The following is a 14,906-nucleotide window of genomic DNA, read 5'->3' as shown; positions in this document are numbered from 1 at the left end:
CGATACGCCTCCTCCACCATTTAAATCTATCTTACCATATCACCCCTTATGCTCAGTATTTCTCCACTGGCTAGCTTGACTGCTGCCTTTCCATCCCCAATACGAACCCCCAATGCGTCAAGCGCTTCTGCAAGACCCATCATTTCCGCTTCACCAGCTTGACCATAAATGGCAGATACCAATAAATGCGTGCCCGGCGCCAGAACGGCGGTCAAGGTAGGCAAGACCGTACGGGGATGCAGCAGGTTGGTGTCGGCATTCGGATAAACTGCAACGGCGCCCCTGTAACCAATGAGCCCGTATACCGCTGAGCATCCGGCAGGGTTCCTTGCCGTTACCTGCTTATCGCTCTCTTCAATCGCAGGCGCTTCCTGAATCCCCAGGGCGAATCCGCCCTCTGCGGCATCCAGCGGACGAGCCGTTACAATTCGATGGACGCGAATATGCCACGGCAATCCTGCCAGGATCCATGTCCGCACCTCGACATCACGCCACGGAAGCCACCGGGCATACAAGACATGCCCCTGGATCCAGGTCTCCTCATTCCTTCTGCGAACGCGATAGAGATTGTCCCGCTCGCTTAGACCCAGCATGGAATCTATTGCGGACTGCCCCAAGCCCCATTCCGCCCGCGGTACACTGAAGCCAAAGACACTCGAGTAGGCAAACTTCTCATACTTTGCCGAAGTGTGAGTATGCTCATTTGTTGATAGATGCCCGGTATTGAACGCTGTGACATGACCTGTCTCCTTCTCTCGGCACAGCACCAAATGAGGCTCCTGCTGCACAGACAGCGCCGGAAGGTCTGGCAGTTCCCGCTCCTCTTGCTGCCAGAAGAGCTCCTTATCCTCGATCGCTAAGATAAGGAACGTCTTTAACGCCCAATAAGGAGAGCCTGGTGAATTGTAATTCTCAGCCATGATCAAATTCGGATACGCATAACCAACCGTCAGAATTCCGCCGGCATCGAAAATAGGCTTGCTGAACCACCAGCGCAGATTCCTTAGTACCAAGCCTTTTACCACACCTGGTGTAAATATCTCATTATAAGCTCCCGCATAAGCGAATGCGCTCCAGAAGGCGGATTGGGCAAACCGGTAGGTCATGCTTCTTCCATAAGCAACCGCCGAACCATCCGGTGAGAACCAGTGAATAAACTCCGCTGCAAATTCAAGTGCCTTTTGCTTAAAACGACTACAGCGTACGGGATCTTCCTGTTCCATCAGCTTGGCGTAGACTAGCCCGTAATAGTGCATGGCGAAAGGCACGTAATAGTCGCTGTGCCCTCCGATGCCATCGCTATACCACCCTCCGCCAAGATCAAACTCCTCGATCCGCCGAAGGTTTCGCTCCATTTGCTCTTTGTCATACGGCTGGCCGATTTTATAAAAGCCCATATTGACCATCACGTTGAAGAACAACCAGTTGCAATCATGACATGGGTGGTCGTTAATCTGATTAAGCCACTGATACAGATGCTGGCGTTCTTGCTCGTTAAGGGGCTCCCAGATCATCTCGGGGATCAGGCAGAGGGCAAGACCGAGAACTGCCATCTCCACCAGACGCTGATCGTAATCATCGACCTCTCCCCAATATTGATCGTGCTTTGGATTCGTGCCGTTTAGGATACCTTGCAGGCAATTGGCCCAAAGCTCCCTCGTACCTCCCCCTGCCAGGTCAGGGACTATCCCCCACAGGATCCGAGAAAAGCCTTCCATGCCGGCGAGTTCCTCACCATATCCCGCACTGCTGCCCTTGATCGGCAGGCGGCTTCCCCCCATCTCATACAACGGCTTAAGCGGACGAACCAACTGGCGCAGTGCTTCCTGTACCTCCTGCCGGGTTCTCAGCGGATTCCGTTCAATAGAATTCAGGATTCCCTCCATTAAGGATATCTCCTTTCCATGCTTCGTATCTCCCAATCCTTATTCCCAGCAGAGCGTACCCAAGCCTTTTAGCTTTGCCAGCCCCTCTACAAAGTAATAATCGCCATAGATAAGAGGAACATCGATGTTCGTCCCTTGCGGGTAATTGCTGGTTCCATGAAGTAGCAGACCTTCCTCCTTCTCTTCCCAAGCTCCATATTTTTTGTAGAGAGATTCCAGAATCCGCACAGCTCCCGTCTCATAGACGGCTGAATCGGCTCCATCCAGTTGGGTAGACAGCAACAGCAGACCGCAGGCCGCGCAAGAGCCGGCAGATGAATCGCGCAAGCTCAGCAATTCTTCAGGAGCTCTGAAATCCCATGCAGGGACGTGATCCTCAGGCAACCGGCTGAGGAAGAAGTTAGCGGCACGTTGCGCTGCTGCCAAGTACTCCTTCTTCCCGGTATGGTGGTAACCAAGAGCAAGACCGTAGATCGCCCAAGCCGCACCGCGTGACCAGGCCGACTCCGCCGCATAGCCCTGGCCTCCCAGCCCTTCCAGCCTTTCTCCGGTATGCGGATCAAAGTGGACGATATGGTAGACCGAGCCATCCTCCCGGATGAAATACTTCACTACCGTATCCAGATGGACCTCTGCAATATGGGCGTAACGAGGATCGCCGCTTACCCGGGAAGCCCAGAACAATAGCGGCATATTCATACAGCAATCGATAATGGCGATTCCCTCATTACGCTCTCCTTCCTGCCAAGGATTCCATGCCCGAATAAATCTTCCTTTCAGATTGAAGCGCGCCGCCAAATAGTTTGCTGCCTTCAGCGCTCGAATGCGGGAGGCTTCATTTCCCGTCAGCTTGTAATTCATCACACTGGTTAATGTCCACATGAATCCAAGGTCATGATCCAATGTCACATAGCCATCCAGCACACTGTCCAGCTTCGCCTCGCATTCCTCCGCCAGCTTTTTCAGCTCGTCATGGCCGCTTCCGCTGTGTAACACCCACAACAAGCCTGGCCAGAAGCCAGCCGTCCACCATCCGGGACTTGCCAAATCATAGGTGCCGCCCTGACTTGCATGGGGAAAGCCCGATCCGATTCGGGCCGCATTCTGCACGGTCTTTTTCAGAGATCGCTCCCACGCTTCATCGATCCATACCGCTCGCTTAGTCATTCGCCACATCCTCCGTTTCTTTCTCTATATAATTTGAATTAATGTTGTACGCCAAGACGGGGGCAACACCTGAAGTGTTCTTACGATCGCTGTTGTTCGCGGATTTCTCTGACTGAACTAAGCCATCTCAGGGTAGAAATCCACTCGCAAAGACGAACGCTTTCGCTTCTTTCAGAACATTTCACCCTTATGCCCTTTCTGTGCGCAGCTTCTTCATTTCAATTTATATAGAACAAATTGAAACTCAAGTTGAATACTCATGGTCCGCTTCAACTGAAGGGCATGAAAATCCACGGTGTACCAAACCGCATCCTTGCCAAAGTGGTCACGAAATGTCCGCCTGCTTATCTCCGGTTGCAGCAGAGCGGCATCATAACGCAGCTCCAGTGCGAGCTCTCCCTTCCGGCCAGGCAGAACCACCAACCCGCTCTCAGCTGCAAGGACAGGAGGAAGAAGCGTGACAAAGCGTTCCGTCAATGAGCCAGGAGCAGCCTTGAAATGATACTCATCCTGAAGATGCAGATTCGGAAGCGGGCACTTGTGCCAGCTCCAGGAGCGGGTAAACGTTGTTAATTCATCTAGCGGATAAGCGGAGGATAGCTCCATCGCCAGTCTGTCTTCCTTATCGGTAATTTTCGCTTCCCGGAGCTGTGCCTGTCTGTCTCGTCCCGCTGCCTGCAAGACACCGTCAATAATCGGAACTGCGTGTCCTTGCGCACCGTTACAAGCGTAGTCATATCTGCTGTCATCGCGAAAATAGTCCTTCGTATATTCTCCGCAGCCAAGATCCGAAAGATAAAATTCACCGTTATGGGCCAGCATAAATTGGCCAAGATCATTGTGATTGTGCGGCTCATCATTATGGCCGCCCTTCGCTGAAAATCCAAAATCACCGGCGTCCGATAGCATTCTTGATACGAACCAGCCTGCATCTTCAAGATAGACATCGATCGGCCCCCAGCCGCTCTTCGCCTCGTGCTCTTCCCGCCACAATATATTCCGTAATGCCGGAGCCCAGCGGCTACAATGATCATCCCGATAATCTGCACGCAACCGGAGCGGGGGAGATTGAACCTCTTCGTACTTGGAAGCAAGATAATCGGAAAGACCCAAATGAACGACGGCATGGGGCAAGGCATCTGAAAAATTGGCGACTGCATCACCGCCGAGAAAGCATTTTTGCTGAAAGCCGGCAATGCTGCGCACCTGTTCCCTTCGAAACCAGTCCCGCTGTCCCCCGCTTCGCTTCAGCAGCAAATCTGCATAGTAAACAAAATAACCGAATCCATAATTCCAGTAGCCCAAGCCTTCCAGACAGGCACCATCTTGACCGAAGCCATGCAAATAAAACTCCATGCTTCGTTCTGTCTTCTCCAAAATCCGGGTCAGGCGCCCGGCATCCTCCTCCGAGTCCAGCAGAAGCAGCGCCGCCGAGCCGATCGAGCCAGCACAGACCGCAGCCCAATTATGCTCCGCCTCCTCCCAGCTATAGGGCCCCTGCTCCAGAAACGGGCGGAACAGGCGCGCTTCAACCAATTCAGCGATCCGTGACCGCAGAATCCCGGGCAGCCGGTCACCAAGAAGCAGACGAAGCTCGGCCAGCGTGAAGCCTGTCTCCGCCAGGAACAGATCAATCTCGGCACTAACCGATCGATCAAGACTGACATGAGCAGGAAGGCACCAGGTCAATTCGCTGCAGATGGACCAGACCGCATCCAATAAGGCCGTATGATAACATTCGGATTCAGGCTCAAGCAGGCTAAGGAGCGCGAAGGTATTCAGCCGTCTTCTTTTTTCAAAATAAATCTGTTCGAATTCCAGCCGGGAGCCTTGAGTGTGAAAAAGGGAAAAGGACGAGTAGCTTAGCTCCTTAGCGGGGGTAGCAAGCAGCCTCCTACCCTCCGCTCTGATCTCCGCCAGATCGTCACTATATTCCTGACTGCTCCGCACCTTGCTCCAGAAGGCTTCCGCATCTCCCCCGGGATAATAAAAGTCGAGACCGATAGCCTGCATCATCCCTTAATCCCTGAAGAGGCGACGCCCTGTACAAAATACTTCTGCAAGCCAAGGAACACGATCAGCACGGGGATAATCGAAATGACACTGGCTGCCATGATTAATCCATATTCCGCAGAATATTGAGAAATGAACATCCGTAATCCGATCTGGATCGTCTTTAGCTCCGTCTTGGTCAGATAGATCATCGGCCCCAAGAAGTCATTCCATGTGGAGACAAAGGTGAAGATGGTTAACGTCGACAAAGCCGGCTTGGAGAGAGGCAGCATGATTCTGGCCCAGATTCCGTATTCGCTCAGCCCGTCAATCCGTGCGGCTTCACATAGCTCATCAGGGATGCTTTGATAGAACTGCCGCATCAGGAAGACTCCGAAAGCGGAAAAGGCCTGGAGCAATATAATAGCCAGATGCGTATTGTTCAGCCCCATGGAACGCATCAGAATGAACTGCGGCACCATGTAAGCTTGCCAAGGGATGGCAATTGTCGCGATGTAGCCCAGAAACAGAACATTCTTCCCTTTAAATTGAAGCTTGGAGAACGCATAAGCGGCAAAGCTGGAGGTCAGCAGCTGCAGAACCGTAACGATAATGGATAGCTTCGCCGTGTTATAGATGAACCTGCCCAGCGGTATTTTGGTCCAGATGTCCACATAGTTCGCCCAGCGCGGCAGCTCAGGAATCCACTGCATAGGGAAGGTAAACACGTCTTTATTCAGCTTCAGCGAGGATGACAGCATCCAGGCATAAGGAACAAGCATGCACAGCACAACAATGATTAATAAAAGATAGGCGAACATCAGCGCGCCGAATTTTAAGGTTTTGTTGGATCCTACCATGTCTCTGTCATCCTCCTATTGTCCGTATTTCTTCTCACCGCGGAATTGAACAATGGTGATGCCCAGAACCAGCAGGAACAACACGATCGCCATCGCACTCGCATAGCCGTAGTCCAGCGAACGGAATGCGGTGTTATAGATTTGATACACCAATACCCGGGTGGAATCGTTAAGCTGGTTATCCGCACCCGCAAACAAATTGATGAAGATGTCATATACCTTGAAGGAGTTAATAATCAGGATCATCAATACGAAGAAAGTGGTTGGAGCCAGCTGGGGAATGGTGACATTGCGGAACCTTTTCCAAGCATTCGCGCCATCCAGTTCGGCAGCTTCATACAACTCGGGATTCACACCCTGCAGACCCGCCAGGTAAATTACCATGTAGTAACCCATATTTTTCCATACCGTAAACAGGACAACGGTGAACATCGCCCAATCCTTATCCGCAGCCCACCGCGGCAGTTCCTCCAGTGGAATTCCGGTTATGGCATGCAAAATATTATTGACGGGTCCCATCGTCGGACTAAAGATGAAATTCCATACGGCGGCTACGGCAACGAGAGAAGCTACATATGGGAAAAAGAAGACCGTTCTCATGACATTTCGGCCTAAAATTTTCTGATTGAGCAGAATGGCCAGTCCAAGCGCACAGACCATGGTAAGCGGAACTACGCCGATCGTATAGATAATCGTGTTCCATAAAGCCTTATGGAATGTCGGGTCCTGAATCAGACGGTTAAAGTTCTTCAACCCAACGTAATCCATCGGGTTGGCTCCGTCCCATTTGACGAACGCCAGTACAAAGGCAAAAATCATGGGTACTAATGTAAACAAGGCAAATCCGATGAAGTTCGGGGCAATGAAGCTGTAGGCGACAAGATGCTCCTTTACGCTTTTGGAGACGCCGGTCTTTGGCGGCTTGCCCGTGCTGATCACAGTTTCGTTCTGCATGTTTCCTCCTCCAAACCTAGGTGTGGCTGGTTCATTAACCTAAAAAATTGATTACTGAGGATATAACCATGTGTATCTGCTACAAATGGAGGTGTCCTTACGACCGCTGTTGTTCCTGGATTCCTCTGATTAGACTATATCTATGGAAGAAATCCACTCACAAAGGCGGGCGCTCCGCTTCTTCAGGACACCTCCATTCTTCGCTATTCATGTAGTATCCTCACTCAGTCTCCAAATTTGCCCGGTTAATGCCCCAGCCTTGAGACAAGAAACCCCGCAAAGCGCGAACAGCTCTTCAGCCTGATCCGTTTCTTTGCGGGGAGCTGGGGCATACCTCAACAGTTAATTGTTCAGTACCTGCTGTACTCGGGTGGTCATATCCTCCAGACCTTTATCTATGGTCGTGTTCTTGGTCATGATGCTGTCATGAACCTCATTAAGCACAACCTCGATATCTGCACTCTTCTCGTGCAGCGGCATTTCCAGATAAGTCTTCGCCGTAGTCAGCGCTGCCTTGCTGTTCTCATCCGAAGGGAAACCATCAATAGAAGCGATCGAATTGACAACCTCATCGGTTTTGATAGCCGGGATCGTACCTGTGGAGGCGATAACCGCCGCACCGTCCGCTCCGGTTACAAACTTCATGAAATCCAGCGCTGCATCTTTATTTTTGGACTTCTGATTGACTGCCAGGGAAGTGATCGTGCCTAGTGTTGTTCCCGCTTCGACACCGTCCGGATGAGGGTATTTCACAATTCCCCAATTGGTTGCCTGGGATTCTCCGCTCTTCACCTTCTCAATCTGTGTCGCAATAAACCAGCTGCCCATGTTCATCATCGCTACCGAGTTGTTGTAGAATACACCGGAATAATGAGTGCTGGAGGTTTTCAGTGTTGCATAGTCCATCACAATACCGTCTTCCTGCTCTTTCAAAATGAGTTCATAGGTCGGCTTCAGGAAGTCGTATTGACCATCAATAATCGTATTCTGACCATCCAGGATGCCAAACAGCTGCACCGCGCTTCGCCACGTATGATAATGTCCTCCGTATATCTTCTCCGCACCGCTTCCCGAGGTTAGCTTTCTGGCCAATTCGTCGTATTGGGTCAAGGTCATATCATTGTCAGGGTAAGGGATACCCGCTTTATCGAATAAATCCTTATTGTAGTACACCACCCAGAAATCGCTGCGGAAGGGGAGAGCATATACTTCACCGTCCACTTCGATTTGCTCCACTGTCCCGCCGTATTGGGCAGGATCAATGCTCTGCTCACTCATATAGCCCTTAAGCGGCTCCAGATGATTCTGCTTCACCAGGTTGGCATAACCGGGAATATCCTTGATCGTCAGGATATCCAGATCTGCGCCCCCGGAGAGCTGCGTGCTCAACATGGTCATATAATCGGTAGAACCAAGATCCACGTATTCGACGGTAACTTGAGGGTTTATTTCCTTATAAGCATCAATCAGCGGTTTGTAGTAAGCCGTTGCCTCCCAGTCCCATAACGCCCATTTCAATGTCACAGGCTCCTGGCTTGTATTGTTGTCCTCCCCCGCCGTATTGACAGCGCTTGCAGAATTGTTCGGTGCCGGGTCAGCCGAATTTGCCGTCTTGTTGTTATTGCCGCCGCAGCCTGCAAGCAAGCCGATCGAAAGGATCACTGTCAGGGTAAATCCAAATATCTTTTTCATTCCCATGCTTTTAACCCCTCTTCCTTAAGTGTTTGTTCTGAATCGAATTCAAAATTTCGAACCCTGCAATTATCGTAGCGGATATCCTTATGAAAGGGCATACAATTTTAATCCGAAACACTTCCAAATTCTATTGTCTTATAAAATGTTCTGAAGATGAACCTGCAAAATCGGTTGATAAACCTGTAATTTTTTTCGTTTCTGTTCTCGCTCTTGTGACGGAGTACCTGAAACATGGTATGTTAAATATATGTTTGAAAGCGTTTTACTCTCTATTTGAAGAGGTGAGCTCTACGAAGAGAAGGTCTACCGTTAAGACGCGTATCATCCTGCTGATGGCCGGCTTTGCACTGCTCATTGCCACACTGATGTCCTACGTCAGCTACGAGCTGATCTCGTATTTCCAGCGTAAGACTACCATCCAGGCAACGGAATTCAATTTGCAACTGGTGTCCCATATCATAGAGCAGGACCTGCTGAATTTGTCCGTTCTGGCGATGAACTCCAGCACCAATTCGTCTACAAATACTTTGCTGAAGCAATATTTTACTTCCCCGGAGGCAAGTCCCATGGATGCGGTCAAGGCTTTTAATGCTATGCAGGAGGCTTTTCGCGTTAATCCCTCCAACGGCTATGTAAGAAGAATCATCGTCACGGATCATGACAGCAAATTTCTGCAGGTGGACAATGCTGTAGGTACTTCGCTTCCCTTGAATATACACAATATTAGTACACTTCCGGGACTGACGGAGGATTCCTACGAGGAATGGGAACGGGTGATTGCCGATCCGCTGTCCAGTACAAGCACTATCCCGTTCGTGCTTCCTATCTATGGAGATCGCTCGGTTCGGATCGGAACGGTCTATCTGCTGGCCAATGTCAGTGTGGTTACGGATAAGCTTCGGGGCTATGCGCTGCCGGAAGGAGCACAGCTATTCTTGAAGCTGGGCAATCAATATTACTCCATTTCTGAAGGAAAAATCGGACCAGCGACCTCCGAGTTCCTGATCTCAGCCTATGAGCAGGAGGATAGCAGTGCGCAATTCACCGATCTGCTGTTGTTCACAGCTGACGGTAAATCCCAAGTGGCCGTTTCCTACCCGGTTCGTACCGGGGTAACGCTGACACAGACCTTGTCCAAGCAGCAGTTTGTGCCCCAAGTGAATATCTGGCTGCTGATGGTCCTGGGCGTCGTAATTTTAGTCATTGTTCTTAGTGCTATCATTACCTATTATTTGACCCGTACAATCAGCCTGCCGGTGGAGAAGCTGAAAAAACGCATCGACAAGATTGCGCAAGGAAACTTTCTGATCGACCGCAATATTGAGTGGAACAGTGAGCTGGGGGATGTGGGAAGAGGGATTAATCGCCTATCCCAGGATATGGTGACCTTGATGGAGAAGCGCCTGGCGGATGAGAAGCAGAAGCAAGACCTGGAATACCAGATGCTGCAAAGCCAGATTAACCCCCATTTTCTATACAATACGCTCAATTCGATTAAATGGATGGCTACACTTCAGAATGCAACAGGGATCGCCGAAATGACGACCTCCCTGTCGAGGCTGCTTCGCAGTATTGCCAAGGATCCTCGGAAGCTGGTGCCGCTTAGTGACGAAATAGCATTGCTGGATGATTATTTTCTAATTCAAAGATACCGCTATGGAAGCAATATTACCTTGGAGAAGCATATCGAGGAGGAAGAACTGCTGAATTGTCTGATTCCGCGCTTTACGCTTCAGCCCTTGGTCGAGAACGCGATCTTCCATGGCATTGAACCCAAGGGTAAGGGGGATATTATCCTGTCCATCGAGCGCTGTGTGCTGAATGATATTCAGGTTAGTCTTGCGGATAACGGCATAGGGATGAGTGAGGAGAGCATTGCCAGGGTCTTCTCTTCCGGCGAGCAGGGTGCCAACGGGCTGCTTGAGAACATGGGACTTCGAAGCGTGCATGAACGGCTCAGGCTGACATTCGGAGAGAACTATGGTTTGTCCATTCAGAGCATACCGAACCAATATACTAAAATGATGCTCCGTCTCCCTTTTCGCAAAAATCTTCCCCATATAAGTTGAACTAACTGAATTTTACGTTTTAGGGGCAACATGTGAAGTGTTCTTACGATCGCTGTTGTTCGCGGATTTCTCTGATTGAACTAAACCATCATAAGGTGGAAATCCACTCACAAAGGCGAACGCTTACGCTGTATGCTTCCGAAATAGCTTTCTTGCAGAAAGCTTGTAACACTTCACATTTATGCCCTTTCTACGTAGCTTTATAGTTCAACTTATATAATCTCTAAGTCTGCAGGTGAGGTGAACCGTATGATCAAATTGTTGATTGCCGATGACGAAGCGCTTGTATGCGTCGGTCTTCAATCTATGCTGAGGTGGGAGGACTACCGGATCGAAATTGTCGGCGTAGCCCATAACGGCGCGCAGGCCGAGGAAATGATCGATAGTCTACAGCCTGATATTGTTATCACCGATATTAAAATGCCTATTAAAACGGGGCTGCAAGTAGCCGAATCTGTCCGAAGAAAATCAGGGCGTGCTCCGAAATTCATTATTTTAACGAGCTATGAAGATTTCCAATATGCCCGCAGTGCAATCGAAGTGAGGGCTGTCGATTACCTTGTGAAGCTGGAGCTCACTCCGAAAATGCTGGAGGAATCCATCCTGCGGGCCATTTCCATGGTGGAGGAATCCGAAGCGGCTTCCGGGCAACCCCAGCTGGATTATCGAAGGAATCTACAGGATCTTCGGGATAAATTTTTTATCCGCTTGTTTAACCATCTGTTTGAGAGCAAGGAGCAGGTTCTCCTGCAAAAGAATGATCTGGAGCTCGAGCTTGATGCCCCGGCTTACCTCGTCTGCACATGCCGCATCCTGGGACCGGACACCGTGCCCGCCCGCGGAGACAAGCTCGCTGCCCTTTGTACCAGCACGGTTCAGATGGCCAGAGAGACTTTAGCCTCCTCAGGACCCTGTCATATTACAAGTCTGGATCTTAGAAATTTTGCCATTACCCTGCCTCTTCCGGGAAAAGAAGCCGACCTGTGGCTGAGTGATCTGCAAAAGCGGCTGAACGACATGGCACGGCTGCTGCACAATTACTTTAATGTCATCCTGATCGCAGGCGTAGGCATCGCTGTTGAGGATCCCTATTTGCTATATGAAAGCTACCAGTCCGCAAGAAGAGCTCTGCCTGTAAATAGCCAGGAGCAGAGCATTGTCTTCTTCACAAATGAACAGCAGGCCTCTGAGCTTGATGCTTCTTTGTTTGATTACTCCGCTTTACGCCCCAACATTCGCCGGGCCTTTGAGGAGATGGATGTTCAGGCTCTCCATGAGATGATCACCCGGCTGATTGACCGCTTTGCCGGACAGCCGCACCTGCTGGTCTCCGCAACAGATGCGGCAAGCAATCTGCTCTATATGGCTACCTCCTTGCTCGCGGATGGCGAACAGATTGTCGAGCATATTTTCGAGCATGAGCCTGAAGGCTACCGGGCGATTTACCAGAAGCATTCCATGGAGGGGATCATTGATTGGCTCATTCAATTCCGCGACGGCTGCTGCAGCATTCTGCCCGGCCGCAGGCAGACTTACAAGGAGCAAGTCGTTAGAAATGTCCAGGAATATATCAAGCGTAATCTGGACAGCAAGCTGTCCTTGAATCAGGTAGCGGATATGTTCAGCTTCAGTCCCAATTACTTAAGCCACCTGTTCGCCAAGACCGCCAAGATCAATTTTGTCGAGTATGTCACGGAGACCAAGATCTCGGCGGCCAAGGAAATGATGCAGCGCGGCGAAGGACGAATATATGAAATTTCTCAGCGTCTTGGATATGAGAGCGCATTTTATTTTAGCAAAGTATTCAAAAAGGTAGAGGGTATTTCGCCGCGGGAATACATGCAGCGGCTGGGCAATCTATCGCAAATTGAACGTTAATTTCTCGAATACATCTTTTCATCCTGCAAGCGAATAAGCACTTTAGCGAATCGCCCGCCCTGATGGATGACCACTTTACCGGCCGGATAGGCCTGCTCCAAATAGTCGGCAACCACTTTCATTTTCCGGGTATCCTCAGCCAGCCCCTGGCCGCGGAACCAGCTGATCATTTCTTGCATGGCTACTTCGGCAGAGACCTCGGTCGTCTTCAGCTCCCGTGTAACTAACGATTCATACGAATAGCCCTTGAGGAATAAAAGATGCATGAGATAAGCAACCTCGGCCGGCTTCGAGGTGTGCGGCTTGTCGCTAATCAGAGGCCAGATTTCATTCGCGAGACTGTTCTCTGCGGCGCCTGCCGGCATGCTGATATAGCAATACTGCTTCGCACACTGAATTATTTTCTCCACGCTCTCCCAATTGTAGATGACCGGGCACATAGAGGCGAAGACCAGATCAAAGGCTTGGTTCCAGCCTCTGGCCTGCACATCAATGTTCTCAAATGGCTCCGGAACTATGTTCACCTGGTTATCGGTAAAAGGCTTCGTATTTTCCTCCAGCAGCTTCACCAATGGCAATGAGGATTCAACGGCAGTCACATGGGCACCCTGCTCTGCAAACGGAACGGAGAATACCCCGGAGGCAGCCCCGATATCCAGCACGGAGGCCTGATGAAAGCTGACTCCCTGGTCTTCAATCCAGTTCAGAATACGTCTGCTTCTCTTCTTGCCTTCTTCGCTGAAGGACTGCTCGTTAAAGGTCTTCGCCTTATGGTCAAAAGCATTGACCGGCGAAATGCCAGCCTGCTTCATTTTGCTAAGAACTGCATCCCCGCGCTCTCTCCAGGCCTGCTCCCAAACCTCTTGACTAAAAAATTCGTTTTTCATTTTTTCCCCTCTTTCATCCAGTTTTCCGTATTCAATTCATTATTTATCACGGCAGCAGTGACCGCACCTTTAGCGGCAGCGGCAATAGCCTGATGCATCCGTGAGGCTGCGTCTCCGGCGCAATAAACGCCCGGAATACTCGTCTTTCCATACTCATCGACTGCCACGATTCCTTCATCCGTAATTCTGCAGCCGATATCCTGCGGAAGATGAGATCCCATTACCAGATCCGGCTTGAAAAAGATTCCCCGGCATGAAATGGAGGTTCCGTCCTCCAGCACAACTTGCTGAGCAATCCCCTGAACCGAATCGATCTGACGAATAGGTGAATCAAATAGGGGGATTCCATGCTGCTGAAGCTCTTCGCGCTGAGCTTCCGTCAATCCATCGGGACCGTTCGTGCAGATGGTAAGATTCTTGCTCCAACCCGATAGGACAGGTGCAAAATGCATAAGCTCCGGCCCACGGTTTATGACTACAAGCCGCTCATCCCGCAATTCCCAGCCATCGCAGTAAGGGCAGACAAAGGCGCTTTTTCCATACACTTCGGATAAACCCGGAACGTTCAGCGGGCGGTCAGCCATTCCTACCGCGAAGAATAACTTTTTGCCGAGATATACGGACCCCTCTGCAGTCGTAAGCTGGAAGTCACCATCCTCACCCGTTGCGGCTACGGCTCTATCCTTGATAAAGGTTACGGAAGGATAGGCACCTATCTCTTCTTGGGCAATACGCCGGAATTCGCTTGGCGTGATTCCGTCCCGGGTAAGGAATCCATGAGCATGCTGAGTTACCGAGTTACGCGGGGCTCCTTCATCGATCACAGCCACCTCCTTCCTTGCTCTTCCCAGTACAAGGGCTGCGTTCAGCCCGGCAGGGCCGCCTCCAATAATCAGAACATCATACCTCTTGCTATTCATCATTTTCGCTCCACCTTTCAATATATTATAGACCTACGATATCCATAATTGAGGTGCAAGAAGGGGATTACTTCTTGCTCATGGCTTCATTCGCGCGATTCTTCGCTGCCATATTCAAGACAGACTGAATGGTCTGCTCCTGCAGGTATTGGTGAAGATGCTGCTCAGCGCCGTACATTACTCGTTCCACCAAGCATGTATTTCGCGGTGTATTTGCCCGGGCACTTTCACCTTCAGCATCGCTTCCCGCTTTCGCTAATAGCTGATGCTGCTGTGAGGCTGAATTAGAGCATTCAAACAACCGCTGTCTCCCCTCGATGACTTGGATCACGTCCAGAAAAGTAATCTGATCGGCAGGCCGCGCCAGCTCATAGCCGCCATTTACCCCGGGAACTGCCCGCACAATCCCGTCCTGGCGCAGCTTGGACATAATTTTGGACAAATAGCTTTCGGATACTCCAAGCTTCGAGGACAGCTCTTTAATCCCTATATTGCTTTGCCGCTCCGAATGGCCCAAATGAAGCAAGGCGTGCAGCGCGTAATCGGTGCTTTTGGAATACTGCATCATTCTGTCTTCCTTTTCTATTAATAATAATCA

General features: G+C 50.4%; 11 protein-coding genes. 2 read left to right on the top strand and 9 right to left on the bottom strand.

All coding sequences use genetic code 11. From position 1 onward, the window contains the following. Window positions 1-26: 26 nt before the first annotated feature. From KQJ23_RS15260 to KQJ23_RS15235, 6 genes are all read right to left on the bottom strand, one after another. Window positions 27-1,886, bottom strand: coding sequence for a DUF2264 domain-containing protein (locus KQJ23_RS15260; RefSeq protein WP_216479728.1), 1,860 nt, complete (start codon window positions 1,884-1,886; stop codon window positions 27-29). A gap of 39 nt (window positions 1,887-1,925) precedes the next feature. Continuing rightward, a complete protein-coding gene (locus tag KQJ23_RS15255; RefSeq protein ID WP_430522307.1) occupies window positions 1,926-3,053 on the bottom strand; it encodes a glycoside hydrolase family 88 protein in 1,128 nt (375 codons plus the stop codon). A 213-nt stretch (window positions 3,054-3,266) separates the two neighbouring features. Continuing rightward, complete coding sequence (locus KQJ23_RS15250) at window positions 3,267-5,066, bottom strand: heparinase II/III family protein (protein WP_249529803.1); 1,800 nt, start codon at window positions 5,064-5,066, stop codon at window positions 3,267-3,269. After that, complete coding sequence (locus KQJ23_RS15245; RefSeq protein ID WP_216479725.1) at window positions 5,066-5,905, bottom strand: carbohydrate ABC transporter permease; 840 nt, start codon at window positions 5,903-5,905, stop codon at window positions 5,066-5,068. Before KQJ23_RS15245 ends, KQJ23_RS15250 begins: the two co-directional genes overlap by 1 nt. Window positions 5,906-5,920: 15 nt before the next feature. Further along, the gene (locus tag KQJ23_RS15240; protein ID WP_216479724.1) at window positions 5,921-6,859 is read right to left on the bottom strand and encodes a carbohydrate ABC transporter permease; all 939 of its coding nucleotides are present in this window, start codon (window positions 6,857-6,859) and stop codon (window positions 5,921-5,923) included. Window positions 6,860-7,201: 342 nt separating this feature from the next. Next, window positions 7,202-8,551 carry an ABC transporter substrate-binding protein gene (locus KQJ23_RS15235; RefSeq protein ID WP_249529802.1) on the bottom strand — a complete coding sequence of 450 codons (1,350 nt, stop codon included), beginning with the start codon at window positions 8,549-8,551 and terminating at the stop codon, window positions 7,202-7,204. Between the two features lie 284 nt (window positions 8,552-8,835). Here KQJ23_RS15235 and KQJ23_RS15230 point away from each other — a divergent pair, with 284 nt between their 5' ends. Then, a complete protein-coding gene (locus tag KQJ23_RS15230) occupies window positions 8,836-10,623 on the top strand; it encodes a sensor histidine kinase (protein WP_346779407.1) in 1,788 nt (595 codons plus the stop codon). A 249-nt stretch (window positions 10,624-10,872) separates the two neighbouring features. Next, window positions 10,873-12,501 (top strand): response regulator, encoded by a 1,629-nt coding sequence (locus KQJ23_RS15225; protein WP_216479721.1) that lies wholly within the window; start codon window positions 10,873-10,875, stop codon window positions 12,499-12,501. On the opposite strand, the gene KQJ23_RS15220 is transcribed toward KQJ23_RS15225, so the two are convergent. The 3 genes from KQJ23_RS15220 to KQJ23_RS15210 all read right to left on the bottom strand — a co-directional run bounded on the left by KQJ23_RS15220 (window position 12,498) and on the right by KQJ23_RS15210 (window position 14,873). Beyond that, entirely contained in the window at window positions 12,498-13,388 is an 891-nt protein-coding gene (locus tag KQJ23_RS15220; protein ID WP_216479720.1) for a class I SAM-dependent methyltransferase, read from the bottom strand. The genes KQJ23_RS15225 and KQJ23_RS15220 overlap by 4 nt on opposite strands. After that, on the bottom strand, window positions 13,385-14,308 hold the full coding sequence (locus KQJ23_RS15215) for an NAD(P)/FAD-dependent oxidoreductase (RefSeq protein ID WP_216479719.1): 924 nt from the start codon (window positions 14,306-14,308) through the stop codon (window positions 13,385-13,387). Before KQJ23_RS15215 ends, KQJ23_RS15220 begins: the two co-directional genes overlap by 4 nt. A gap of 67 nt (window positions 14,309-14,375) precedes the next feature. Continuing rightward, the gene (locus KQJ23_RS15210; protein ID WP_216479718.1) at window positions 14,376-14,873 is read right to left on the bottom strand and encodes an RrF2 family transcriptional regulator; all 498 of its coding nucleotides are present in this window, start codon (window positions 14,871-14,873) and stop codon (window positions 14,376-14,378) included. Window positions 14,874-14,906: the final 33 nt, after the last annotated feature.

Origin of the sequence: Paenibacillus brevis (assembly GCF_018919145.1) — a bacterium.
GTDB lineage: Bacteria > Bacillota > Bacilli > Paenibacillales > Paenibacillaceae > Fontibacillus > Fontibacillus brevis.
This window is presented reverse-complemented; position numbering and strand designations above follow the sequence as displayed.

Coding starts and splice junctions, on each gene's coding strand:
- KQJ23_RS15260 (WP_216479728.1), bottom strand. CDS start 1,886: ATGGAGGGAATCCTGAATTCTATTGAACGGAATCCGCTGAGAACCCGG.
- KQJ23_RS15255 (WP_430522307.1), bottom strand. CDS start 3,053: ATGACTAAGCGAGCGGTATGGATCGATGAAGCGTGGGAGCGATCTCTG.
- KQJ23_RS15250 (WP_249529803.1), bottom strand. CDS start 5,066: ATGCAGGCTATCGGTCTCGACTTTTATTATCCCGGGGGAGATGCGGAA.
- KQJ23_RS15245 (WP_216479725.1), bottom strand. CDS start 5,905: ATGGTAGGATCCAACAAAACCTTAAAATTCGGCGCGCTGATGTTCGCC.
- KQJ23_RS15240 (WP_216479724.1), bottom strand. CDS start 6,859: ATGCAGAACGAAACTGTGATCAGCACGGGCAAGCCGCCAAAGACCGGC.
- KQJ23_RS15235 (WP_249529802.1), bottom strand. CDS start 8,551: ATGAAAAAGATATTTGGATTTACCCTGACAGTGATCCTTTCGATCGGC.
- KQJ23_RS15225 (WP_216479721.1), top strand. CDS start 10,873: ATGATCAAATTGTTGATTGCCGATGACGAAGCGCTTGTATGCGTCGGT.
- KQJ23_RS15220 (WP_216479720.1), bottom strand. CDS start 13,388: ATGAAAAACGAATTTTTTAGTCAAGAGGTTTGGGAGCAGGCCTGGAGA.
- KQJ23_RS15215 (WP_216479719.1), bottom strand. CDS start 14,308: ATGAATAGCAAGAGGTATGATGTTCTGATTATTGGAGGCGGCCCTGCC.
- KQJ23_RS15210 (WP_216479718.1), bottom strand. CDS start 14,873: ATGCAGTATTCCAAAAGCACCGATTACGCGCTGCACGCCTTGCTTCAT.